The following is a 21,640-nucleotide window of genomic DNA, read 5'->3' as shown; positions in this document are numbered from 1 at the left end:
CAACAGAAACCAGCTATTGACCGTTTTGCCATAGCATAAGGCACTATGGGGGCAATGAACGCCGCGAACCGGCCATGCTCTATGGCAGATCTGAACCAAGATGGGCAGAAAGGTGCCCCATACGGAGCGGCGCCGCCGCGATCGAGCGGCACCCGACAACGTCCAAGAATGCCCTCTCACCCTTGCGGCAATACTGCGACACTGAGCGACTCCGTGCTATTTTCGCCCGCACCGTTGGCGATTCGAGAGAAGACCGCACATGCCGTCGAAATTAAGGCTCCGCCAGCCCGATCGTGCGCCGAACCTCCGGCACGGCGGAAAGAAGTCCGACACCTGCCCTCGATGCCACTTCCGCAGGGACAAGGAAGACAAGGGCAAGGGGAAACTGCTGCACGGCATCCCGGAAGTCACCGACAGCGAGCAGCTGCGCGGTGTCCTTGTCGCGATCGACCGCAACCTCAGGCAGGACCAGGACTTGATGAAGGACAAGAGGGCCCATTTCATGATGGGGGTCCTGGAGGCGAGGATCAGCGGACGTGAATACTTCCTCATCGCCTCCAGCGGCCGGGAGAGCGGTGATCCATGGATCCGGGAAAAGCACCTCAACGGCATCAGCTATCACCAAGGAGCCTGGGAGACGGTGGACCCGCCGGTTCCCAAAATCCACCGCGGCTGGCTGACCGTCCGGGGTGAGACGGTAGATCTGGACCCGAAGATGGCGCAAACGCACGTGGAAATGAAGTGCGCCGCCATCAAACTTCTGCTCGGACTGGGCGGAAAGCGACTTGAATGGAAGTCCGTCGAGTATCTGCGCATGAGCGAGATGGTGTACGTCGGCCCCGAGGCCGACGGCGTCATATTTCGGAAATGGCACGGCAAAGGCGCCACCAACTCCTGGACCGCCCACTCCTGCGACGCGTGCGAGGCCCGCATCCCGTACCTGATCTGCGACGTCCCCGCCAACCGGATCGTCGACTGACGGCCCTGCGGGGCGAGGGCAAGCGATACCGGGTGAAGAGCACCCCGGGCATCGGAGGCCGGCACCACAGTGGTGCGCACGTCACCGGATTCACCTCGGCTGGTCCGGCCCTGTGGCGGACCCCCGGTGTGCTCCCGGGGTGCATCCGAAGGTGCGGTGGAAGACGTCGATGAACGCACTGGCGGACGACCAGCCGCACCTGTGCGCCACAGCGGTCACCGGGGTGTTCTCCGCAAGAAGGACCAGAGCGTGGTAGAGGCGCAGTTGGGTACGCCACTGCGGAAAGGTCATGCCGAGGTCGGTTTTGAAGAGGCGGGACAGGGTCCGGTCGCTTGCACCGACCTGTTTGCCCAGTGCGGCCAGAGTGCGGTTGTCGGCCGGATCGGCGCCCAGGATCGCGCACAGTTCCCTGAGTTGGGGGGCGGTGGGGGTGGGCAGATACAGAGGCTGCTGGGGCGAGGCTCGCAACTGATCGAGCAGTACGGCCCGTAGCCGCCCGTATTCGGCGCTGTCGTCGTCCGGGGTGCGGGTGCAGGCGAGGATCAGTTCACGCAGCAGGGGGCCGACACTCAGCACGGTCGGCTCGCCCAGCCCGAGCGGGTTGGTGTTCGCGGGCAGGCCGACCAGGTGCAGTTCGAGTTCTCCGTAGGCCCGGTGGGCGTGCACCGTGCCGGCCGGTACCCAGATGGCACGGGTGGCCGGCGCGATCCACGAGCCCGCGCTGGTGGTGATGGCCAGCACGCCTCTGCCGGCGTAGACGATCTGGTGGTCGTCATGGCGGTGGGCGTCGATGCCGGCTCCGGGGGCCAGCCACTGGGTGCGGGTCGGCGCGACCGACTCATGGCGGATTTTCGTCATTGGTTGGCAGTTTATCGGAAGCGCGACAAGCCCCCGGCGATGACCATGGCGAAATGCCAAGGAACAGATCGATCCTCTTGCTGTCAGCCGGACATGCCTGCGTAGACGTCTATCAGGGCGCCGTGGCCTCGCTCGTCCCCTTCTTCGTCGCCGAGCGCGCCTACACCTACGCCGCGGTCTCGGGCATCGTGCTCGCCGCGTCGCTGCTGTCCTCCGTGGCACAACCGGTGTTCGGTGCGCTCACCGACCGGCGGGCCATGCCCTGGCTGCTGCCCATGAGCACCATCGCCGCCGGACTGGGGATCGCTCTGAGCGGCATGAGCGGTTCGTACGCGCTGACGCTGGCGTGCGTGGCGGTGTCCGGGATCGGCGTCGCCGCTTACCATCCCGAGTCCGCCCGCGTCGCGCGCCTCGCCGGCAAGGGGAGCCACAGCGCGATGGGCTGGTTCTCCCTCGGCGGCAACATCGGCTTCGCGCTCGCACCCCTCATGGTCACGGCCGTCATCGCCACCGGCGGTCTGCGGCTCTCGCCGCTGCTCATGGTGCCGGCCCTGGCCGGCAGCGTGCTGTGTCTGCCCGTCTTGCGCGCACTGGAGAAGGCGACGCGTACGGGTGCCGGCTCCGCAGCCCCGACAGGGACCGACGACAAGGTCTCGTTCGTGAAGCTGTCGCTGGCCGTGGTGTGCCGGTCGATCACCTTCGTCGGCCTGAGCACGTTCCTGTCGTTCTACGCGCGGGAGCGCACGGAAGGCGGTACGGCAGCGGCCACTGCCGCGCTCTTCATCCTCTACGCCGGCGGTGGAGTGGGCACCATAGTGGGCAGCCGCCTGGCCAACCGCTGGGACCGGGTCGCGATCGTGCGCGTGGCGTATCTGACCACGGTCGCCGCCGTCGCAGGTGTCGTGTTCGTCCCCGGTCCGGCGATCTACGTGTTCGTGGCGCTGACCTCCATCGGCCTGTACGTCCCGTTCTCGCTGCAGGTCACCCTCGCCCAGGACTACCTCCCCTCGCGCGTCGGCACCGCCAGCGGGATCACCCTCGGCCTCACGGTCAGCGTCGGCGGCCTCGCCGGCCCCCTCATCGGCAGCCTCGCCGACGCCACGTCCCTGCGGACGGCCCTGATGCCACTGATCGTGATGCCCGCCCTGAGCTGGCTGCTGTGCCGCGGCATGCCCGAACCGGCCGTGCCGGCGCCCCTGGCGGCGAGGCCGGTGGCCGACGAAGAATCCGAGCACGGTCCGGGAGCCGGAGTCACCCGCGAGGGATCCGCCAAAGCCGGGCCGTAAGACCGGGCCGTAAGACCAGGCCGTAAGACCAGGCCGGGCTTGCCCTCGGGCGGATCCACGGACCGTCCGCCCGCCGCTCGGGGGAAGGAACCGGCGGGCGGACCCCGGGCCGGCGGGCGCCCGTCCGCCGGCGTCGGCCCCCGTGGCACCTTCGAGTCAACCCCCGCGCGGGCGCGTACGGGAGCGTGTGAAGCGCGCCTCCCGGAGTGCGCGATTCACACCCCGTGCGAACGACCGCCGCGCCGTCACCCCGCGTCACCTCACACGGGGTGTGAACCGCAGACCCGGATCTCCCCGCCGCACACGCTCCCGCCCTTCGCCGCAGCACAGTTGACTGAGGCCCGTACCGACACCGAAGCAACTGACCGAAGGAATGAGGAGCGGACCGTGACCGCCCACCCCGAACCCGATCTGGTAACCGCCGATTTAGCCGAGCTGAGGCGTCTGCTCGACGTCCGCACCGCCCGGGTCGACGGCCAACTCGCGCTGCTCGCCCAGCGCTCCGAGCAGTACGAGCGGGACGCGGACGAGCTGCAGGCCCGCGTCACACGGCTGGAGAGCACCCGCTGGCCGCTGCCGTCCCTCGCCGCGCTCACGGGGCTCGCGGCGCTGGTGGTGGCGGTGTGGCAGGCCCTGGGCCGATGACCGCCGGCCGCGGTCACCGGCCGGTTCCGGTCAGCCCAGCCGGAGGTGATGCAGCATCAGCAACGCGGCGGCCATATTGGCGCCCGGCACCTCCCCTCGCGCCACCATGTCGGGCACCAGCTTCAACGCCACCCACTCCCGCCGCTCGGACTCGAATCCGTCCTGGGGCGGGCCGGTGTACTCGCCCTCCTCGGACCAGTAGATGTGGTGCCGTGCGTCGGTGAGGCCGTTGGACGGCTCCACCGTGAGGAGATGCTGGAGGGGGCCGGGCCGCCACCCGGTCTCCTCCTCCATCTCCCGGGCGGCCGCCGCCGCGGGGTCCTCACCGTCCTCGACGACCCCGGCGGCCAGCTCCCAGCCCCAGGTGTCGGTGATGAACCGGTGCCGCCACAGCAGCAGCACCTCATTGGCCTCATTGACCACGGTGGCCACGGCGACGGGCCGCATCCGGATCAGATAGTGATCCAGATGGCGGCCATCCGGCAGTTCCACATCGGCCAGATTGACCCGGAACCAGGGATTCGCATAGACGGGCTTTTCGCCGAGATTGTTCCAACGCACGTAACTGCCACCTTCCGCTGTAGGGCCGGCAAGGTGACACGAGCCCGGTCAGGGGCGTGTCGTACGCCCTACAGCGGAACGCGCAGCACCTCGTCGATGAGATCGGCAGCCTCGTCCGTCGCGGAGCTCCCGGTCTCCGCCAGATGTTCGCGCACCGCCCGCAGCCGGTCCCGCAGCCGTTGCGACTCCATTCCGCGAGCCTGCTCCGTCATCTGCGCGGCATTGGCCACCGCCCGGTCCGCATCGCCTTGACGCAGCTCGATATGGGTGAGCATGGCCAGCCGGTGGACCCGGCCGCGGTCGTGTGCGGGGGTGTCGACGGCGGCGTCCGCCTGCTCCCGGGCGGCCCGTAAGTCACCCAGGCTGAGCAGCGCCTCCGCCACCTGTACGTTCACCAGGCCGGGCTGGACATAGCCCGTCTCCGCCGGTTCGAGACCGGGCCGGATACGCTCCGCGGCCGCCTCCGCGCGCCGGATGCACGACAGCGCGGCGGCGCCGTCACCGAGCCGGGCATAGGACTTGGCCTGCATCGCGTAGAGGTCCGCGGAGAGCGCCGGGGTGATCTGCGGACCCGCGGCCCGCAGCGCCGCCTCCGCGAAGGCGACCGCCTGGCGGTACTCCCGTACGAAGAGGGACTGGTTGACCAGCAGCGCGATGACATAGGCGCCGAGGCCACGGTCCCCGCTGGCCTTGGCCAGCCGGAGCGCCTGATGGAAGTAGCGCTGGGCCAGCCCGAGAGCGTCCGAGTCGTACGCACAGATGCCGGCGACCGCGACCAGTCCGCCGGTCGCCCGGTGGAGCTGACGCCCCGTCGCATCGCTGTAGCTGCCCCGCAGCAGCGGCGCCGCCTCGGCGTTCAGGAATCCCACGATGCGTGCTCTGGTAGCGATACCACCCGCCTTCCGGTACATCGTCTCGTAGTGCGTCCGTGCGGTGCGCAGCATCTCGATGTCGGCCATACCGACCCGGGTCAGCCCGTCACGCGAGACATCGGAGTCCTCGGGCGGGTTCTCCCACTCCCATACGGGGATGACCGCCGAGGTGCCGGTGAGCGCCGGTGCGTCGAGGATGTGCGGGCGCTGCTGCTCATCGGACCGCCACAGCGCGGTGGCCCGCTCGACGAAGCCGGAGAGCGGGGTGTCGGCGGCCCGCCGCGACCCCGGACCGCTGAACCCGATGTCATCGAGCCCGACCGGCCGGTGCAGCCGTTCCCCCATGATCTCGCAGATCAGATCGGGCACCTGCCCCCGCGGTCGCTGGCCCTTCAACCACCGGGCCACCGCGGTGTGTTCGTACCGCAGCGCCAGACCGCGGCGGCGGCCGAGCTGGTTGATCCGCGCGGCGAGTCCCGCATGCGAGATACCGGACTCGTCGAGCATCGCGTCCAGCAGGGTGTTGGGCTCCATACCGGCCTCCCGGTGAGCCGGGCCCGTCCGCGGGCCGCCGGCTCATGGCCTTGTCGACATGAGCACTCCGTCGGTCGAGCGTAGTGAACGCCCCTTCACACGGGGTGTGAAGGGCTGCGGCGCCCCCTCACGGGGCACAGCCCCGGAGCATGTACGCGATCACCGCGTCGAGGCCGGACGCGACCTCCTCCGCGGAGAGCACACTGCTCATCGCGAAGCTGGCGAAGCCGTGCAGGGTGGTGAACACCGGCAGGGCGATGCTGTCGACGGGGCCCTCCCGCACCTCGCCGTCGCGCTGCCCCTCCGCGACCATCTCCTGCGCCATCGCTCCCAGCCGGTGCGCGGCCGCGATCAGCGCCTCGGACGCCGCCGGGTCGTGCTTGACCGTGTACATCAGGTCGAGCAGCTCGGCGTTGGCGACGGCGAAGTCCACGTAGGCGCGGACGAGTTCGCCGAGCCGGTCGGGGAAGGTCTCGCCCGCTCCCCGGGACGCGGCCAGGGTCTCGTGCAGACGGTCGAAACCGGCCAGCGCCAGCGCGTCGAGCAGCGCCTGCTTGTCCTTGAAGTGCCGGCTCGGGGCGGCATGGCTGACGCCGAGGTCGCGGGCCAGTTCCCGCAGGGACAGGGCGCCCGGCCCCTTCTCGCGGAGCGTCTGCTCGGCGCGGGTGAGCAGCGCGGCGCGCAGGTCTCCGTGGTGGTAACGACGGTGCATGGCCGCCATCCTATCCCCCATGTATTCACTGGCTACATTGTTGTCATTGACATCATTGTTGGCATTGCCTACATTGAAGCCATGACGCACACCCCGAAGTGGAACACCACCGACATTCCCGACCAGACCGGCCGCACCGCCATCGTGACCGGCGCCAACAGCGGACTGGGCATCGCCACCGTCGACGCCCTCGCCCGAGCGGGCGCTCATGTCGTCCTCGCCGTACGGGACCTCCAGCGCGGCGAGTCCGCCGCCGCCACCGTGCGGGGCGCCCGCGGCACCGTCGAAGTCCGCCGTCTCGACCTGGCCGACCTCGCCTCCGTCCGCGCGTTCGCCGCCGCCTGGCAGGACCCGGTCGATCTGCTGATCAACAACGCCGGAGTCATGAACATCCCGGAGTCCCGGACGAAGGACGGCTTCGAGACGCAGTTCGGCACCAACCACCTCGGCCACTTCGCGCTGACCAACCTGCTGCTGCCGCACCTCACCGACCGTGTGGTGACCGTGTCGTCCGGCGCCCACCGGCTGCCCGGCAACCACATCCACTTCGACGACCTGAACCTGACCGGCGCCTACCGCCCCGTCACCGCCTACAGCCAGTCCAAGCTGGCCAACCTGCTGTTCACCCTGGAGCTGCAACGCCGTCTCGCCGCCGCGGGATCGCCGCTGCGCGCCCTCGCCGCACACCCGGGCTGGGCCGCCACCAACCTCCAGGGTGCCGACGCCAGCGCGCTGCGGCGCGCGGTGATGCGGGTCGGCAACCGGTTGGTCGCCCAGGACAACAAGGCCGGCGCCCTCCCCACGCTCTACGCCGCCACCCAGGACCTGCCGGGCGCCTCCTACCTCGGCCCGGACGGGCTCGGCGAGATGCGTGGCGCACCGACGCTGGTCGGCAGGACGGCCGCGGCCTGCGACCCGGAGAGCGCCCGGCGCCTGTGGCAGGCCTCCGAGGAGCTGACCGGCGTCACCTTCCCGTCGCCGATCGGCCGGGAGGTCACGGAAGGCGCACGGTAGGCGGGGCGGTGCCGGCCGCCTGCACCGGCACCCGCACCCGGTCGTTGCTCAGCATCAGCAGCGCCACATCGTCCGTCAGCCGTCCGCCCGCATGCCGCAGCAACGCCTTCCGTACGCCCCCGACCACCCCCGCCGGTGAGGGTCCGCACGGGGCCGCGGCCGCCTCGACACTGCTGCGCAGCTCCTGGGTCAGCGGAAAGAACTCCCCCGCCGCGTCCCGCGCATCGGCCGCCCCGTCGGTGTGCAGAAACAGCCCCTCACCGGGCCGCAGCCGCCCACAGCGCACCGCGGACAGCTCCTCCGGCAACGGGAACAGCCCCAGCGGCGGCATCGGATCGGCGGGGGCGACCGGCGCGACCGCCCGGCAGGCGATCCGATAGGGCCACGGATGCCCGCAGTTGAGCGCCGTGACGGACCCGTCCCGGGCCACCTCCACAAGCAGCAGCGTCACGAACTCCTCGGCGAGCGGGCTCCCCGGCTCCCCCTTGGCCGCCGGCCGCCCGGTGTGCGCCCGCTCCCGCAGATGCCGCTGGTGCGACCGCTCCAACCGGCGCAGCACCTCCCCCAGTTCGGGCTCGTCGTGCACCACTTCGCGGAAGCTGCCGAGCATCGCCGCGACCGTGCCCATGGCGTCCAGCCCGTGCCCGCGCACATCCCCGATCACCGCCCGGACCCCGTGCCGGGTCCCCACGACCTCGTACAGGTCCCCGCCGACCACGGCCCCCTCACTCGCGGAGAGATGGTCGGCCGCCAGCAGCACCCCGTCGATCCGCCGTGGCAACGGCCGCAGCAGCACCCGCTGCGCGGCGGCGGCGACCTCACGGGTGCGCTCCAGCTCCCCCAGCAGCCGCAGCCGCCGCCCGGCCGTCAGATAGCTGGCACAGATCACCGCGAGGATCGCACCGCAGGTCATCATGCGCGTGGCCGGCCCGGCCCCGGGCTCGCCCTCGCCGAACGGCACCAGTGCGAGCAGCGCGCACACCCCGCCGAGCAGCACGCACTGGCGGCGGCCGGTGCCCGCGCAGGCGATGGCGGGCGCGGCGGCGAGGAGTTGCAGCAAATGGCCACTGGTCGGGTGGCTCAGCTCCCAGGCCACCACGCCGAGCACCCAGAGCCCGGGCAGGACGAAGACGAAGGCCCGCCGGGCGTTTGCCGCCCCGGCGCGCGCTCCGCCCCTCGCCCGGTTTCGGATCATGCAGCTGGTCCCCCTAGCCGGTGGTCCCCCAGGTAGTGAGCGGGTCGGCCCGGCCCGCTGCCGCGGTCACACGGGCCCTGCCGACCCGGTCGATTCTCGCGACGTTCCGTGTCCATCCGACGACGATACGTACATCATCACCCGATGGAGTGATGGTGTACGGATCTGATCGTCGCCCTGGAAACCGCAGCCGCCCCACGCACACCCGCCCCGCCCCACTGGCCCCACAATTCCCGCCCGCCGCACACCGAAAGGGGTGAGGGCGTGGACGGTGCACACCGTCCACGCCCTCACCCCGTCAAGCACGCCGTCGCGCGGTCGCAGGCAACGCCCACGCTCAGCCGCGCAGCACCGCCCCCGTCCGCTCCACGGCCGCCGCGACCGCCGCGTCACGGGCCGCCGAGGCCTCCTCGGCGGTCAGCGTCCGGTCGGCGGCGCGGAAGCGCAGCGCATACGCCAGCGACTTCTTGCCCGCGCCGATCTGCTCGCCGGTGAAGACGTCGAACAGCCGCAGCGACTCCAGCAGTTCACCCGCACCGTCGTGCAGCGCGCCCTCGACCTCCGCCGTCGGGACACCGGCGTCGACCACGAGGGCGACGTCCTGGGTCGCGACCGGGAAGGCCGAGATCTTCGGGGCGCGCAGCGGTCCGGTACCGGCCCGCTCCAGCCGGTCCAGGTCGATCTCCATCGCGCAGGTGCGCTCCGGCAGGGCCAGCGTCTTGATGACCCGCGGGTGCAGCTCACCGGCGTTGCCGACGAGGATCTCCTCACCGTCGACGAGGGCGAGCAGCGCCGCACAGCGGCCCGGGTGGAAGGGGGCGTGCTGGTCCTGGCGGATGATCAGCTCCACACCCGCCTCCCGTGCGACGGTACGGCCCGCCTCGATGGCGTCCGCCCAGATCGCGGGGCGGCCGCCGCCCCACCAGCCGTCCTGCTCACGGCCGCCGGCGAGCACCACGGCGGCGCGCCGCGGCTGCTGCGGGAGCGAGGCGTCCAGCGAGGCGATCTCGTCATCGGTCGGCCGGCGGTCGACGACCAGCCGGCTGGCCGGCTTCTCGTCGCCGGTCGCCCGGAAGACCGGTCCGGTCTCGAAGAGCGCCAGATCGTGGGTGCCCCGCCCGTAGTTGCGGCGCAGCGCGTTCAGCAGACCCGGGATCAGCGTCGTACGGAGGTCGGGCTCCTCGTCGGAGAGCGGGTTGACGAGGGTGACAGCCGCACGGCGCGGGTCGTCCGCCTCGATCCCGAGCTGGTCGAGCACGTGCGAGCCGGTGAACGGGTAGTTCAGCGCCTCGACATAGCCCGCACCGGCCAGCGCACGGCCGACCCGGCGGTACAGCCGCTGACGCTCGGTCAGCCCCCGGCCGGCCGGCGGCTTCGGGAGGGTGGAGGGCAGGTTCTCGTAGCCCTCCAGCCGGATGACCTCTTCGGCCAGGTCGTTCGGCTCACTGAGGTCCGGCCGCCAGGACGGCACGGTCACGACCAGCTCGTCCTGGCCGTAGACGTCACAGCCGACCTGCTGGAGGCGGCGGACGACGGTCTCCCGGCCGTAGTCGACACCGGCGACCTTGTCCGGGTGGCCGGCGGAGAGGGTGATCGTGCGCGGCCCGCGGGGCGTGACGACCTCGGTGACGCCGTCCTCGGCGGTACCGCCCGCGAGCAGCACCAGCAGGTCGACGGTGCGCTGGGCCGCGGCGGACGCGGCCTCCGGGTCCACCCCGCGCTCGAAGCGCTTGGCGGCCTCCGAGGACAGCTTGTGCCGGCGGGCCGTACGGGCGATGGACAGCGCGTCGAAGTGCGCGGCCTCGATCACGACGTCGGTGGTGCCCTGCGGCTGACCGGTCCCGTCCTCCGTGACCGGGGCCGCGATCTCGGTGTTGGCGCCGCCCATGACGCCCGCGAGGCCGATCGGGCCGCGGTTGTCGGTGATGACCAGGTCCGCGGCGTCCAGCACCCGCTTGGTGCCGTCCAGGGTGGTCAGCTGCTCTCCCGCGCTCGCCCGGCGGACGCCGATCGGGCCGTCCACACTGGTGCGGTCGTAGGCGTGCAGCGGCTGGCCGAGCTCCAGCATCACGTAGTTGGTGATGTCGACGGCCAGCGAGACCGGACGCATCCCGGCCTTCTGCAGCCGGCGCTGCATCCACAGCGGGGTGCGCGCGCCGGGCTCCAGACCGGTGACCGTACGGGCGGTGAAGCGGTCGCAGCCGAGGGGGTCGGAGACCTGGACGGGGTAGCCGGCGGAGTTCGGCGGCGGCACGTCCAGCAGCGCCGGGTCGCGCAGCGGCAGCCCGTAGGCGGTGGCGGTCTCACGGGCGACACCGCGCATCGACAGGCAGTAGCCGCGGTCCGGGGTGACGGCGATGTCCAGCACCTCGTCGACGAGCTCCAGCAGCTCGATCGCGTCGGTGCCGACCTCGTACTCGGGCGGCAGCACGATGATGCCGTGCGTACCTCCCCCAGACTCCGTCTGGGGGGACCCCCAGTCGCCCATGCCCAGCTCGTCGCCGGAGCAGATCATGCCGTGCGACTTCTTGCCGTACGTCTTGCGCGCGGCGATCTTGAAGTCGCCGGGCAGCACGGCGCCGGGGAGGACGACCACGACCTTGTCGCCGACGGAGAAGTTCCGCGCGCCACAGACGATTTCCTGCGGCTCGCCCGTGCCGTTGGCCTGGCCGACGTCCACCGTGCAGAAGCGGATCGGCTTCTTGAAGCCCTCCAGCTCCTCGATGGTCAGCACCTGGCCGACGACGAGCGGGCCCTTGAGGCCCTCGCCGAGGCGCTCGACGGTCTCGACCTCCAGGCCGACGGCAATGAGCTTGGCCTGTACGTCACGGCCGGTCTCCGTCGCCGGCAGGTCGACGTACTCCCGCAGCCAAGAAAGCGGGACCCGCATCAGATCTCCATCCCGAACGGCCGGGTGAACCGGACGTCGCCTTCGAACATGTCACGCATGTCTTCCACGTTGTGCCGGAACATCAGCATCCGGTCGATGCCGAACCCGAAGGCGAAGCCGCTGTACTTCTCGGGGTCGACGCCGCAGGCGATGAGCACCTTGGGGTTGACCATTCCGCAGCCGCCGAGCTCGATCCAGCCCTCGCTGGAGCAGGTGCGGCAGGGGCGGTCGGGGTTGCCCACGGACTCGCCACGGCAGACGTAGCAGACCATGTCCATCTCGGCGGACGGCTCGGTGAACGGGAAGTAGTTCGGCCGCAGCCGGGTCTTCATGTCGGGGCCGAACAGCGCCCGGACCATGTGGTCGAGCGTGCCCTTGAGGTCGGCCATGGTCAGGCCCTCGTCGACGGCGAGCAGCTCGATCTGGTGGAAGACCGGGGAGTGCGTGGCGTCCAGCTCGTCGGTGCGGTAGACCCGCCCCGGGCAGACGACATAGACCGGCGGCTCGCGGTCGACGAGCGTACGGGCCTGGACCGGCGAGGTGTGGGTGCGCAGCACGACACCGGACTCATCGCCCTCGGTGCCTCCCCCAGACTCCGTCGGGGAGGTGCCCCCACCCTGGACGAAGAAGGTGTCCTGCATCTGGCGCGCCGGGTGGTCGGGCACGAAGTTGAGGGCGTCGAAGTTGAACCACTCCGCCTCGACCTCGGGGCCCTCGGCGACCTCGTAGCCCATGGCCACGAAGACGTCCGCGACCCGCTCCATGAAGGTGGTGAGCGGGTGCCGGGCGCCGGCCGGGGTGCGGTCGTAGGGCAGTGTGACGTCCACTGCCTCCTCGACCAGCACCCGCGCGTCGCGCTCCGTCTCCAGCTCCTCCTGGCGGGCCTTGAGCGCCTGGTTCACCCGGCCACGGGCCTGGCCGACGCGCTTGCCTGCGTCCGCCTTGGCGTGCGGGGGCAGGGCGCCGATCTCACGGTTGGCGAGCGCGAGCGGCGAGCGGTCGCCGGTGTGCGCGACCTTCACCTCACGCAGCTCCTCGAGATCGGCCGCGGCGGCGATGGCGGCCAGCGCCTCGTCCAGCCGTGCGGCGATCTCTTCCGGTTTCAGGGCTTCGACCTCGACAGGGTCGTACGACTTATTGGGTGCGGACATCTCTTCCCGTGCTTCCGGTGGACTGGCTTGGCTTGGCTCGCTTCGCCTCGGCTCTTCGATCACAAAGGTCGGATGCCGAGCCCGCGCTGTGCCCGCGATGCCTGTGCGCCAAAGGTGCCAAAGGTCAAGTCTAAGGGGGACGGGCCGCGCGGCCGGTCCACGCCCCCGCGGGGCGCCCGCCGCGGAGTGCTCAGGCCATGAAGGCCGGCGTCGCGACGGGCAGGCTAAATCGGAACTGTGCGCCGCCGGCCGGCGCCCGGCCGACCGTGATCGTCCCGCCGTGGGCCTCGACGATGCCCTTGACGATGTAGAGGCCCAGGCCGGTGCCGCCGCGCTTGCTGCCCCGCCAGAAGCGGGTGAAGACGCGGCTCATCGATTCCTCCGGGATGCCCGGCCCCTCGTCGCTCACGGTGACGCTCGTCCCCTCCGTGCTGGTCGCATCCGATACCGGTCCGACCTCGATGGTGACGGTTCCCTCGCCGTGGCGCACCGCATTTTCCAGCAGGTTGCCCAGGACCTGGTCGACCTTGTCCGGGTCCGCCCACAGATCGGGCAGCGGTTCCAGCATCCGGATCAGGAAGCGGTCCGGGCGCTGGCCGGCGGTGGTCTGCGCCTGGACGTGCCGGCGGACCGCGGCGCTCATGTCGACCCGCTGGCGGCGCACCTCCAGCCGCCCCGAATCGATCCGGGAGATGTCCAGCAGCTCGGCGATCAGCCGGGTGACGCGGTTGGCGTCGGCGTCCACCGTCTCCAGCATCAGCCGCTTCTGGTCGTCGGTGAAGCGCTCCCACTTCTGGAGGAGGGTGGCGGTGAAGCCCTTGACCGAGGTCAGCGGCGAGCGCAGTTCATGGGCGACGGTGGCGATCAGCTCGGCGTGGCTGAGCTCCGTACGGCGCCGGGCCTCGGTGCCGCGCAGCGCGATCACCAGCCGCTGGACGGGCCCGGTCGGGCGGCTGCGGACGTAGCGGGCGGAGACCAGCACCTCGCGGCCGCCGAGCAGCAGATTGCGCTCGGGCTGGCCGCGGCGGATCGCGAGCCCGCCGTAGGGGTCGGTGAGCCGCCACCAGCGGCGGCCCTCGATGTCCTGCAGCGGCAGGGCGTGTTCGAGGGGGCGGCCGAGCGCGTCCTCGGGAGCGATGTGGGTGATCTTGGCCGCGGCGGCGTTGAAGCAGATCACCCGGCCGGTCTCATCGGCGACGACCAGGCCGTCGGGCAGATCGTCGGGGTCCAGGCCGAGACCGCTCCCCAGGGCGTCCGGTCCCCCGGCCTGAGCGGGCAGCGGCCCGCGCGCCGGTCCGTCGGACCGGCGGCCGTCAGCGGTGACTGTGGTGCCGGAAGTCCTCACACTCATCCCCGTTACCCCCTTCCGGGCCCCCGAGCACGCAAGCCTACTAGCTCACACCGGAAGTGCCCCGAAGATCCGGGGGACACCCCTCAGGCGGGTGACACGGCGCGGCAGCCACCGGGGCTGCGCTGGGCGCGGGCGGAGGCGTAGAGGCAGACCGCGGCGGCCGTCGCGAGGTTGAGGCTCTCCGCCCTGCCGTGGATCGGGACCCGCACCACGGCGTCCGCGAGCGCCCGGGTCTCCTCCGGCAGGCCCCAGGCCTCGTTGCCGAAGACCCAGGCGGTGGGCCCGCCCATGGAGCCGGTGTCCAGCTCGGCGTCCAGGTCACGGTCGCCCGCTCCGTCGGCGGCGAGGATCCGTACACCGGCGGACTGCAGTCCGCTCACCACCCGCTCGACCGGGACGCCCACCGCGACCGGGAGGTGGAAGAGCGAACCGACCGAGGCGCGTACGGACTTGGGGTTGTACAGGTCCACGGAGGCGTCGGTCAGCACGACGGCGTCCGCGCCCGCGGCGTCCGCGCAGCGCAGCACGGTGCCGGCGTTGCCGGGGTCACGGACGTTGGCGAGCACCGCGATCAACTGCGGGCGGGCGGCGAGGATTTCCTCGAACGGCGAGTCGAGGAACCCGCAGACGCCGAGCAGCCCCTGCGGGGTGACGGTCTGGGAGATGTCGGCGACGGTCCTGTCGTCGGCGTAGTGGACCCGCACCCCGGCCGCGCGGGCCGCCTCGACGATCTCGGCGTGCCGCTCGGCGGCCTCGACGGTGGCGAACAGCTCGATGAGCGTGGGCACACCACCCGTGCGGTGCGCGATGGCCTCCCGTACGGCCTGCGGGCCCTCGGCGATGAACCGGCGCTCCTTGCCGCGGAAGGCGCGGCGGGCCAGCCGCCGGGCGGCGGTGACACGCGGGGAACGCGGGGAGATCAGCTCGGGGGTGCCCATGGGCGGCGGCTCGCTTCTGTTGTTCGGTGCGTAGGGGTCCCGGTCCGTCCGCACGGACGTGGCCGGGTCCGGAAAAGCGGCGGACCCGCAGGCCGGGGCCTGCGGGTCCGTCACCACGTCGTCAGGCTGAAGTTCAGGCAGCCTTCGGGGCGTTGACGTCGCTCGGGAGCGCCTTCTGCGAGGCCTCGACGAGCGCGGCGAACGCGTTGGCGTCGTTGACCGCGAGGTCGGCCAGGATCTTGCGGTCCACCTCGATGTTGGCGGCCTTCAGACCCTGGATGAAGCGGTTGTAGGTCATGCCGTTGGCGCGGGCAGCGGCGTTGATGCGCTGGATCCACAGCTGACGGAAGTCGCCCTTGCGCTTCTTGCGGTCGTTGTAGTTGTAGACGAGGGAGTGGGTGACCTGCTCCTTCGCCTTGCGGTACAGGCGGGAGCGCTGGCCACGGTAGCCGCTGGCCTGCTCGAGGATCGCCCGGCGCTTCTTGTGGGCGTTGACTGCCCGCTTGACGCGTGCCACTTGTTAACTCCTTGTAGCGGGGCCGTGGTTGTCGTCACACGGCCCGAATCGATTGAGTCCCGGTCCGAGTCGCGCGCCCCCTCCAGTCAGTGGGGCGCGGCGGCTCACTTGCCGAGAAGCTTCTTGATCTTCGCGGCGTCGCCCGGGGCCATCTCGGCGTTGCCGGTGAGGCGACGCGTCACGCGGGACGACTTGTGCTCGAGCAGGTGGCGCTTGCCGGCGCGCTCACGCAGCACCTTGCCGGAGCCGGTGACCTTGAAGCGCTTGCTGGCACCGCTGTGCGTCTTGTTCTTCGGCATGCGCCGTTCTCTCCTCGTCAGTGGCGCTCCCGCAGGCACGAACCGGCGAGCGGGAGCGTCATGTGTATCGATTGATGTCCGGGGCGGGGTGCCCCGGCGCGAACCGGGGCTCACGCCTCGGGGATCACGCCTGGGCGTGCTCCTCGGTGGGCTCCTCGGCGGGCTCCTCCACGGACTCGTCCGCGGGAACTCCACCCTGGCGCTCCGCCTTGCGGGCGGCCTGCGCCTCGCGGGCCTCGGCCATCGCCTCGGTCTTCTTCTTGTGCGGACCGAGGACCATGATCATGTTTCGGCCGTCCTGCTTCGGATTCGACTCGATGAAGCCGAGGTCCTCCACGTCGGACGCGAGCCGCTGCAGCAGCCGGAAGCCCAGCTCGGGGCGGGACTGCTCGCGACCACGGAACATGATCGTGATCTTGACCTTGTCACCCTGCTTGAGGAACCGGACGACGTGACCCTTCTTGGTGTCGTAGTCGTGCGGGTCGATCTTCGGCCGGAGCTTCATCTCCTTGATGACCGTGTGCGCCTGGTTCTTGCGCGCCTCACGGGCCTTCATGGCCGACTCGTACTTGAACTTCCCGTAGTCCATGAGCTTGCAGACGGGCGGGCGAGCGTTCGCCGCCACCTCGACCAGGTCGAGGTCGTACTCCTGAGCAAGCTCAAGGGCCTTGGCAAGCGGAACAATCCCGACCTGCTCGCCGCTGGGACCGACAAGTCGCACTTCGGGAACGCGAATCCGGTCGTTGATGCGGGGCTCGGCGCTGATGGATCCTCCTCGGTAGCACCACGCGACGGCCTGGCGGACTGCCGCGTAACGTCTTTTCGTTGTGACCTACCGCGCCGGTACATGAAAAATGCCCCGGACGGGACACAGGCGGGGCTCCACATAGATCTGGAGCACCGTCGCGAAGTCTCCGCGGGGCGCAGCCGGACCGTTGACCCGCCAACCGTGAGGTCGGTCGGGTGGGAGATCGGAGCCTCCACTTGTGGGCCGGTCACATGCGTGTCCGGCCGGTCGGAACACCAGAATACACGAGTCAAGGGGTGGCACCCACTTCTGTGCAGGCACCGGCCTGCTCCGTGACCAGGATGACACTCCCGGACGCGGGGTCCGCAGGCGCTGCCCATAGGCTGGAGCCGACCCCTCAGCAGGAAGAAGCCCGAAGACATGAGTGACCAGACCCCGCAGCAGCCCGACGCAGCGCACGCGGCGAATCCCGACTTCGACGCCATGACCCGTGATATCGCGGAGGTACCGGCGGTCGAGGTGATCACCACGGTCGCGGTGCATCTGATGAGTTCGGCGGCGGTCAACCTCGGGCTCGCCGAGGAGGGCGCGGCGCACAAGGACCTCGACGAGGCGCGCAAGCTCATCCAGGCGCTGGCCGGGCTGGTCACCGCCAGCGCCACCGAGATCGGCTCGTACCACGCGGCGCCGCTGCGGGACGGCCTGAAGTCGCTGCAGCTGGCGTTCCGTGAGGCCTCGGTCGTGCCGGACGAGCCGGGCCAGGGCCCCGGGGAGAAGTACACCGGCCCGGTCCACGGCTGATCCGGCGGCGGACCGCCGCACACGCATGATGAGCCCCGGCCGGGGATACGGCCGGGGCTCTTCTGCGTAGAGGGCGGGTGAGCGCTGTCCTCAGGGCCCGTCGTCGGGCCCCGTCGCGGGCTCGGGGGGCATCGCCTCATCGGCGACGAGGACCGGCTCGTGCGGCGGGTGGGTGATCTGGTGCACCACCGCCGCGATGGCGGCGCCGATCAGTGGCGCGACGATGAAGAGCCACAGCTGGGCGATGGCCCCGCCGCCCGCGAACAGCGCCGGGCCGATGGAGCGCGCCGGGTTCACGGAGGTGCCGTCCAGCGGGACGCCGATGAGGTGGACGGCGGCCAGGGCCAGACCGATCGCCATTCCGTTGAAGCCGATCACGGCCACCTTGTGGGTGACCGACAGCCATACGTAGACCAGCAGGAAGGTCATCAGTATCTCGGCGACGAAGGCACCGCCGAGGTTGAGGTGGACCGCCGAGCGGTCGCCCCAGCCGTTCGTGCCGAAGGACGCATGGGTCTGCAGGCCCGGGATCTGCTTGGCGACCAGGAAGAGCAGGGCCGCGCCGGCGATGGCGCCGACCACCTGGGCGATCCAGTACTCGGTGGCCGTCCGCAGGCTGATCCGGCGGGCCAGCAGCATGCCCAGGGTCACCGCGGGGTTGAAGTGGCAGCCCGAGATCGGGCCGAGGGCGTAGGCCAGCGCCACCATGGTGAAGCCGAAGGCCAGGGCGATGCCGAAGGTGCCGATGTATTCGCCCGCCAGCACTGCCGAGCCGACGGCGAAGAACACCAGGAGCAGGGTGCCGAGGAACTCGGATACGACCGTGCGGGTCAATACCGCCGAGATCTCCGTTTTCTCCATGGGGGCTCTCCTCGCGTGGATCTTGAGCTCTCCTCGCATTGTGCGGCCCTGGAGACGAACCCGCCCGTTGGCGAAAGGGGGACCGGCCGGGGGCCCCGGGCCCCGGCCGTGGGTGTCAGCGCCGGTAGAACGGCTCCTCGGCCGTCCTGCCGCCGGGCGGCAGAAGGGCCAGGTCCAGGCCCCTGACGAGCCGGGCGCGCAGAACCTCGTCGGTGGCCAGGGCCCGGGCCAGCCGCTGGGCGACCTCGGCGGTCGGGGCGTCGGGCGCGAGGCCGAGGGCGAGGGTGGCGTCGGTTTCGTCGGACGGCGCGAGGCGGGCGACGAGCACACCGGGCTCGGCGTCGAGCAGAGTGCGCAGGGCCTCGGTGACGGCCGGGTCCGCGAGCGGGTCGGTGCTGGTGCGGCCCTCGGCGAGCGCACGCAGGGCGGGGCCGGTGAGCTGGTAGGTGACCGGGCCCGCCAGGTCGACGACCACGGTGTCGGCCTTCTCGTGGGAGGCGGCCAGCAGCGCCTGCGGCAGCGGGACCGCGACGGGGCGGGCATCGGCACGCCAGCGCCGGAGGGTCTCCATGGAGGTGAAGGCGGGGAGGGCGCGGCGGCCGTCCGGGGCCTGGAGGGTGGGCACGGCCATGTCGCTGGACTTCTCCCGGCGCAGGCCGTCGGGTCCGGTCTCGACGTCGCCGAGGACGGCCACCACGGGTACCAGGACGCGTGCGCCGGCCAGCGCCGACAGCAGCTGAGGCTCGGCGCTCCGGTCCCGGTCGTAGGCCGCCAGGGCCGCGGCCACTGCCGGGTCGGCGGAGCCGTCGTCGTCGGCGAAACCGGGGTCGGGAATGTTCTTCTGCACGCGCCTGAGCGTATCGGGTGGGTTTCCGGCGTCACCGGGTGCGGGGCCGTGGGGGTGCGACGGGCCTGCGGGGCCGGTGGGCGGCGTGCGGTCAGTGGTCGTGGGAGCGGCTGCGCCAGAGGACGGCGGCGGCCGCGAGGAGGACCAGGCCCGCGCCGCCGGCGGTCCACGGGAGCCAGTGAGTGGCGGTGTCCGCGGCTGCGTCCTCGGTGGGTCCGGGGCCGAAGTAGCGGTCGCCGTAGGCGGCGGGGGACGGCTTCTGCGGAGTGGGCCGGAGGTCCGCCGCCGCCTCCAGAGCGGCGGCAGGGTCGATCAGGCCCGCGCCGTAGTCGTCGTCGCGGCCGCCCTCGGGGCTGTCCTGCGCGGTGGAGGTGAGCAGCCGGCGGATCTGGGCCGGGCTCAGGTCGGGGTGCGCGGAGCGGATCAGGGCGATGGCGCCGGAGACGAAGGCGGCGGCGGGGCTGGTGCCCCAGCCGGACAGATAGTCGCTCTCGGGGTCGGCCATGATGATGTCGTTGCCGGGCGCGCTGACCGTGGCGTACCAGTGGCGGGTGGAGAACCGGGCGCGGCCCCCCAGGTGGGTGACGGCGGTGGCCGTGATGACGCCCGGATAGGCGGCGGGGTAGGAGACGCGGTTGCCCTTGAGGCCGCCGTTGCCCGCGGAGGCCACGACGGGGATGCCCTTGCCGAGGGCGTACTGGATGGCGGCGTCCTCGCGGGGCTCGGGGTGGGCGGATTCACTGTCGTCGCCCAGCGACATATTGATCACGTCGGCGCCGTGGTCGGCGGCCCAGCGGATGCCGTCGGCGAGCGCGCCCGCCTTCTCCGTACGGGCCCGTGCGCGCTGCCCGTCGTTGTCCTCCAGGATCACCCGGACCGGCAGGATCCTTGCGGCCGGGGCGATTCCCAGCACTCCGTCCTCGCGGTCCGTGCCATGGCCGTGACCTGCGATGATGCTGGCCATTCCGGTGCCGTGCCGGGCCCAGGCGGCGTCCCCGGGGCCGGCCCCGAAGCCCACCAGGTCCCGTTCGGGCTCGACCTGTCCTTCGAGGTCGGGGTGGTTGGCGTCCACACCGGTGTCCAGGACCGCGACGGTGACGCCCTCGCCCTTGGTGGTGCGCCAGGCCTGCTGGGCGTGGACGGCCTGGAGGGCCCACTGCTGGGCACGGAGGGCGTCGGCCCGTGCCGGGACGGCGGGCAGTACGGCGAGCGCCGCGGAGGCCAGGGCGAGGGCGGTGCCGCGCAGCACGGTGTGCGTCATGACGAGGCCTCCGTCGTCTGCGTGGGGCTGCCGGCCGCCTTGCGGAAGTCCGTCCCGACGCGGTCCGCCAGGCCCTTCGCGTCGTGGCCCAGGCCGGATTCGGCCGGGGCGGTGGTGGCGCCGGGCCGGACCGCCTCCTCGGCGGGCTGCGGCTCGGCGACGGTACGGCCGTCGGCGAAGCCGGAGACGGCGTAGACGACGACCGGGATGTCGGTCAGGATCCGGACGGTCCAGCTGGCCCGCTGGGCGCGCCCGAAGTCCTCGGCCGGGGTGCCCTTGGCGGCGTACGGCAGCGGCAGCAGGTCGGTGCGGGTGCCCAGACTCTTGGTGCTGAAGCGGGTGTTGAGGGCCCTCATCCCGGGTTGGTCGGTCTTGGTGATCTGCGCCCCGACCGTGATGACGCTCGTCCGGGTGGCGTCGGCGTACGTGGCGCGCAGCAGCCGGGTGCAGCCGGCCCGGGTGAGCGCAGCGGCGAGCTTCGGGTCGTAGGCGCCGCCGCAGCCGCTGTCCGGGGCGACGGCGATCCGGGTCCAGGTCCGGTCGGCGCCGCCGGGTCCGACACCCAGGCCGTTGACGGTGCGGGGGAAGAGCCGGTCGGCAGGGGTGTTGTGCCAGACGTCGCGGCCCTTGGCGAAGGTGGCCGCGGCGGTGGGCGGGGCGGCGTCGGCCTCGTCGCTGAGCCAGCTCCCGGCCGCGGCACCGCCGATGAGGCCGATGCCGAGGACGAGGCAGGCCACGGCGCCGAGCAGCCGGGGACCGGGACGGCGGCCGGACGGGTGCCGGGGCATCGCCGGCGCGCCCGGGGCGGGCACAACTCCCCGGTGAGGAGCGGCGGTTGGGGGCCAGGGCGGCTGGGGCGGACGCCCGGCCGCGGGCCCGGTCGGCTCGCTGCCGGGGGTCGGCGGGGCGCCGGTCCCGCTGCCGGCGCCGCGTTCGCGGGAGTCGCTCCACAGCTTCTGACTGTTGGCCAGATGGAAGGCGGCGGTGTCGCGGAAGGCGTCAGGGCGGCCGGCGGGCGGCGGCGGGGTGGGGGCGGCCGGTGCGGCGGGGGCCGGGGGGCCGGGGGCACGGTCCGGGCGGGGCGGCGGCTGAGCACCAGCGGCGGGCGGCGGGACGGTGGGGCGCGGCGGGACGGGGTGTCCGGTGGCGGGCGCCCCGGGAGCCGGTACCGGCGGCTCGGCGGGGATCCGGCGCAGCACGGCCGTCTGCGGGTCCCCGTCCGGCCCCGGTGTCCCGGACGGGACGGGCCGCCGGGGCGGCTGCGGGGGTATGGGTGGACTGTGCCGGGCATCGGCGAATTCGGCGTCGGTGCTCACCCGC

At 71.9% G+C, this 21,640-nt stretch carries 21 protein-coding genes; 5 read left to right on the top strand and 16 right to left on the bottom strand.

Features of this window, described 5'->3' with window-relative positions:
* The first annotated feature begins 259 nt into the window (after window positions 1-259).
* Entirely contained in the window at window positions 260-979 is a 720-nt protein-coding gene (locus SLV14N_RS32005) for a hypothetical protein (RefSeq protein ID WP_263272119.1), read from the top strand.
* A gap of 90 nt (window positions 980-1,069) precedes the next feature.
* Here the strand turns inward: SLV14N_RS32005 and SLV14N_RS32000 are convergent, their stop codons facing one another.
* Complete coding sequence (locus SLV14N_RS32000; protein WP_263272117.1) at window positions 1,070-1,837, bottom strand: helix-turn-helix transcriptional regulator; 768 nt, start codon at window positions 1,835-1,837, stop codon at window positions 1,070-1,072.
* A 53-nt stretch (window positions 1,838-1,890) separates the two neighbouring features.
* Here SLV14N_RS32000 and SLV14N_RS31995 point away from each other — a divergent pair, with 53 nt between their 5' ends.
* Both SLV14N_RS31995 and SLV14N_RS31990 read left to right on the top strand, forming a co-directional pair.
* Window positions 1,891-3,123, top strand: a complete 1,233-nt coding sequence (locus tag SLV14N_RS31995; protein ID WP_263272115.1) for an MFS transporter — start codon at window positions 1,891-1,893, stop codon at window positions 3,121-3,123.
* Between the two features lie 387 nt (window positions 3,124-3,510).
* Complete coding sequence (locus tag SLV14N_RS31990) at window positions 3,511-3,768, top strand: hypothetical protein (protein ID WP_263272113.1); 258 nt, start codon at window positions 3,511-3,513, stop codon at window positions 3,766-3,768.
* Between the two features lie 30 nt (window positions 3,769-3,798).
* Here SLV14N_RS31990 and SLV14N_RS31985 read toward each other — a convergent pair whose 3' ends face one another.
* From SLV14N_RS31985 to SLV14N_RS31975, 3 genes are all read right to left on the bottom strand, one after another.
* A complete protein-coding gene (locus SLV14N_RS31985; protein ID WP_208685763.1) occupies window positions 3,799-4,329 on the bottom strand; it encodes an NUDIX domain-containing protein in 531 nt (176 codons plus the stop codon).
* 68 nt (window positions 4,330-4,397) lie between these two features.
* Complete coding sequence (locus SLV14N_RS31980) at window positions 4,398-5,735, bottom strand: hypothetical protein (RefSeq protein ID WP_018087724.1); 1,338 nt, start codon at window positions 5,733-5,735, stop codon at window positions 4,398-4,400.
* A gap of 127 nt (window positions 5,736-5,862) precedes the next feature.
* Window positions 5,863-6,456: a TetR/AcrR family transcriptional regulator gene (locus SLV14N_RS31975; RefSeq protein ID WP_208685761.1), complete on the bottom strand. Its 594-nt coding sequence runs from the start codon at window positions 6,454-6,456 to the stop codon at window positions 5,863-5,865.
* A 72-nt stretch (window positions 6,457-6,528) separates the two neighbouring features.
* Between SLV14N_RS31975 and SLV14N_RS31970 the strand changes: the two genes are divergently transcribed.
* Window positions 6,529-7,461 carry an oxidoreductase gene (locus SLV14N_RS31970; protein WP_208685759.1) on the top strand — a complete coding sequence of 311 codons (933 nt, stop codon included), beginning with the start codon at window positions 6,529-6,531 and terminating at the stop codon, window positions 7,459-7,461.
* Here SLV14N_RS31970 and SLV14N_RS31965 read toward each other — a convergent pair.
* The 8 genes from SLV14N_RS31965 to infC all read right to left on the bottom strand — a co-directional run bounded on the left by SLV14N_RS31965 (window position 7,442) and on the right by infC (window position 16,568).
* Complete coding sequence (locus tag SLV14N_RS31965; protein WP_263272110.1) at window positions 7,442-8,656, bottom strand: PP2C family protein-serine/threonine phosphatase; 1,215 nt, start codon at window positions 8,654-8,656, stop codon at window positions 7,442-7,444. The two genes, SLV14N_RS31970 and SLV14N_RS31965, sit on opposite strands and share 20 nt — an antisense overlap.
* A gap of 337 nt (window positions 8,657-8,993) precedes the next feature.
* Window positions 8,994-11,546: a phenylalanine--tRNA ligase subunit beta gene (gene pheT, locus SLV14N_RS31960; protein ID WP_263272108.1), complete on the bottom strand. Its 2,553-nt coding sequence runs from the start codon at window positions 11,544-11,546 to the stop codon at window positions 8,994-8,996.
* The gene (pheS, locus tag SLV14N_RS31955) at window positions 11,546-12,697 is read right to left on the bottom strand and encodes a phenylalanine--tRNA ligase subunit alpha (protein WP_263272106.1); all 1,152 of its coding nucleotides are present in this window, start codon (window positions 12,695-12,697) and stop codon (window positions 11,546-11,548) included. The genes pheT and pheS overlap by 1 nt, the downstream gene beginning before the upstream one ends.
* Window positions 12,698-12,887: 190 nt before the next feature.
* Window positions 12,888-14,048: an ATP-binding protein gene (locus SLV14N_RS31950; RefSeq protein ID WP_263272104.1), complete on the bottom strand. Its 1,161-nt coding sequence runs from the start codon at window positions 14,046-14,048 to the stop codon at window positions 12,888-12,890.
* 83 nt (window positions 14,049-14,131) lie between these two features.
* Window positions 14,132-14,986, bottom strand: a complete 855-nt coding sequence (locus tag SLV14N_RS31945; RefSeq protein WP_208688196.1) for an RNA methyltransferase — start codon at window positions 14,984-14,986, stop codon at window positions 14,132-14,134.
* Window positions 14,987-15,119: 133 nt separating this feature from the next.
* Window positions 15,120-15,503, bottom strand: coding sequence for a 50S ribosomal protein L20 (gene rplT / locus SLV14N_RS31940; RefSeq protein WP_018087732.1), 384 nt, complete (start codon window positions 15,501-15,503; stop codon window positions 15,120-15,122).
* 104 nt (window positions 15,504-15,607) lie between these two features.
* The gene (gene rpmI / locus SLV14N_RS31935; protein WP_016576627.1) at window positions 15,608-15,802 is read right to left on the bottom strand and encodes a 50S ribosomal protein L35; all 195 of its coding nucleotides are present in this window, start codon (window positions 15,800-15,802) and stop codon (window positions 15,608-15,610) included.
* A 124-nt stretch (window positions 15,803-15,926) separates the two neighbouring features.
* Window positions 15,927-16,568, bottom strand: a complete 642-nt coding sequence (gene infC / locus SLV14N_RS31930; RefSeq protein ID WP_127150014.1) for a translation initiation factor IF-3 — start codon at window positions 16,566-16,568, stop codon at window positions 15,927-15,929.
* 402 nt (window positions 16,569-16,970) lie between these two features.
* On the opposite strand from infC, the gene SLV14N_RS31925 reads away from it, so the two are divergent.
* Window positions 16,971-17,351, top strand: a complete 381-nt coding sequence (locus SLV14N_RS31925; RefSeq protein ID WP_018087734.1) for a DUF1844 domain-containing protein — start codon at window positions 16,971-16,973, stop codon at window positions 17,349-17,351.
* A 90-nt stretch (window positions 17,352-17,441) separates the two neighbouring features.
* Here SLV14N_RS31925 and SLV14N_RS31920 read toward each other — a convergent pair whose 3' ends face one another.
* The 4 genes from SLV14N_RS31920 to SLV14N_RS31905 all read right to left on the bottom strand — a co-directional run bounded on the left by SLV14N_RS31920 (window position 17,442) and on the right by SLV14N_RS31905 (window position 21,636).
* Window positions 17,442-18,212 carry an MIP family channel protein gene (locus tag SLV14N_RS31920; RefSeq protein ID WP_208685750.1) on the bottom strand — a complete coding sequence of 257 codons (771 nt, stop codon included), beginning with the start codon at window positions 18,210-18,212 and terminating at the stop codon, window positions 17,442-17,444.
* Window positions 18,213-18,327: 115 nt separating this feature from the next.
* Window positions 18,328-19,059: an SseB family protein gene (locus tag SLV14N_RS31915; RefSeq protein WP_263272099.1), complete on the bottom strand. Its 732-nt coding sequence runs from the start codon at window positions 19,057-19,059 to the stop codon at window positions 18,328-18,330.
* Between the two features lie 91 nt (window positions 19,060-19,150).
* Window positions 19,151-20,320: a type VII secretion-associated serine protease mycosin gene (gene mycP / locus SLV14N_RS31910; protein WP_208685746.1), complete on the bottom strand. Its 1,170-nt coding sequence runs from the start codon at window positions 20,318-20,320 to the stop codon at window positions 19,151-19,153.
* Window positions 20,317-21,636, bottom strand: a complete 1,320-nt coding sequence (locus SLV14N_RS31905; RefSeq protein ID WP_263272097.1) for a hypothetical protein — start codon at window positions 21,634-21,636, stop codon at window positions 20,317-20,319. The genes mycP and SLV14N_RS31905 overlap by 4 nt, the downstream gene beginning before the upstream one ends.
* Window positions 21,637-21,640: the final 4 nt, after the last annotated feature.

It is taken from the genome of Streptomyces sp. Je 1-4 4N24, from assembly GCF_026239515.1.
GTDB classification, from domain to species: Bacteria; Actinomycetota; Actinomycetes; order Streptomycetales; family Streptomycetaceae; genus Streptomyces; species Streptomyces nigrescens.
The sequence above is the reverse complement of the archived record's forward strand: the minus strand, read 5'-3'. Positions and strand labels throughout refer to the sequence as shown.

Bases quoted from the DNA above. Each gene is read 5' to 3' on its own strand.
- pheT (WP_263272108.1), bottom strand. From the start codon at position 11,546: ATGCGGGTCCCGCTTTCTTGGCTGCGGGAGTACGTCGACCTGCCGGCG.
- SLV14N_RS31975 (WP_208685761.1), bottom strand. From the start codon at position 6,456: ATGGCGGCCATGCACCGTCGTTACCACCACGGAGACCTGCGCGCCGCG.
- SLV14N_RS31950 (WP_263272104.1), bottom strand. From the start codon at position 14,048: ATGAGTGTGAGGACTTCCGGCACCACAGTCACCGCTGACGGCCGCCGG.
- SLV14N_RS31945 (WP_208688196.1), bottom strand. From the start codon at position 14,986: ATGGGCACCCCCGAGCTGATCTCCCCGCGTTCCCCGCGTGTCACCGCC.
- SLV14N_RS31920 (WP_208685750.1), bottom strand. From the start codon at position 18,212: ATGGAGAAAACGGAGATCTCGGCGGTATTGACCCGCACGGTCGTATCC.
- SLV14N_RS31925 (WP_018087734.1), top strand. From the start codon at position 16,971: ATGAGTGACCAGACCCCGCAGCAGCCCGACGCAGCGCACGCGGCGAAT.
- SLV14N_RS31965 (WP_263272110.1), bottom strand. From the start codon at position 8,656: ATGATCCGAAACCGGGCGAGGGGCGGAGCGCGCGCCGGGGCGGCAAAC.
- SLV14N_RS32000 (WP_263272117.1), bottom strand. From the start codon at position 1,837: ATGACGAAAATCCGCCATGAGTCGGTCGCGCCGACCCGCACCCAGTGG.
- mycP (WP_208685746.1), bottom strand. From the start codon at position 20,320: ATGACGCACACCGTGCTGCGCGGCACCGCCCTCGCCCTGGCCTCCGCG.
- SLV14N_RS32005 (WP_263272119.1), top strand. From the start codon at position 260: ATGCCGTCGAAATTAAGGCTCCGCCAGCCCGATCGTGCGCCGAACCTC.
- SLV14N_RS31995 (WP_263272115.1), top strand. From the start codon at position 1,891: ATGCCAAGGAACAGATCGATCCTCTTGCTGTCAGCCGGACATGCCTGC.
- SLV14N_RS31970 (WP_208685759.1), top strand. From the start codon at position 6,529: ATGACGCACACCCCGAAGTGGAACACCACCGACATTCCCGACCAGACC.
- pheS (WP_263272106.1), bottom strand. From the start codon at position 12,697: ATGTCCGCACCCAATAAGTCGTACGACCCTGTCGAGGTCGAAGCCCTG.
- rpmI (WP_016576627.1), bottom strand. From the start codon at position 15,802: ATGCCGAAGAACAAGACGCACAGCGGTGCCAGCAAGCGCTTCAAGGTC.
- SLV14N_RS31980 (WP_018087724.1), bottom strand. From the start codon at position 5,735: ATGGAGCCCAACACCCTGCTGGACGCGATGCTCGACGAGTCCGGTATC.